Below are 255 nucleotides of genomic sequence, written 5' to 3'. Positions count from 1 at the left end.
TCTCACATGGGAACTCCCACACTACCATCGGCGCTAACACGTTTCACTTCTGAGTTCGGAATGGGATCAGGTGGGGCCATGTCGCTATTGTCGCTAGACAAAAAGGGTACAATCTAAAAAGCTGTGTCAGTAAAGCATCGCTGCTCTACTTTTTATAAATACATTTGTGTTCTTTGTTTCTCTTATTCATCACTCATGTACGTGATGTTGCATATTCCTACGCAATACTACTATGTCAAACAGCACACAACTTAA

1 rRNA gene is annotated in these 255 nt (G+C 41.6%); it reads right to left on the bottom strand.

The features are described 5' to 3' along the window. Window positions 1-98 (bottom strand): 5S ribosomal RNA (gene rrf / locus H4J61_RS00045); the annotation flags it as partial. Between the last annotated feature and the right edge of the window lie 157 nt (window positions 99-255).

Origin of the sequence: Colwellia sp. MB3u-4 (genome assembly GCF_014077065.1) — a bacterium.
GTDB lineage: Bacteria > Pseudomonadota > Gammaproteobacteria > Enterobacterales > Alteromonadaceae > Cognaticolwellia.
Note: the sequence above shows the minus strand (reverse complement) of the source record. Positions and strands in the feature narration are given on the sequence as shown.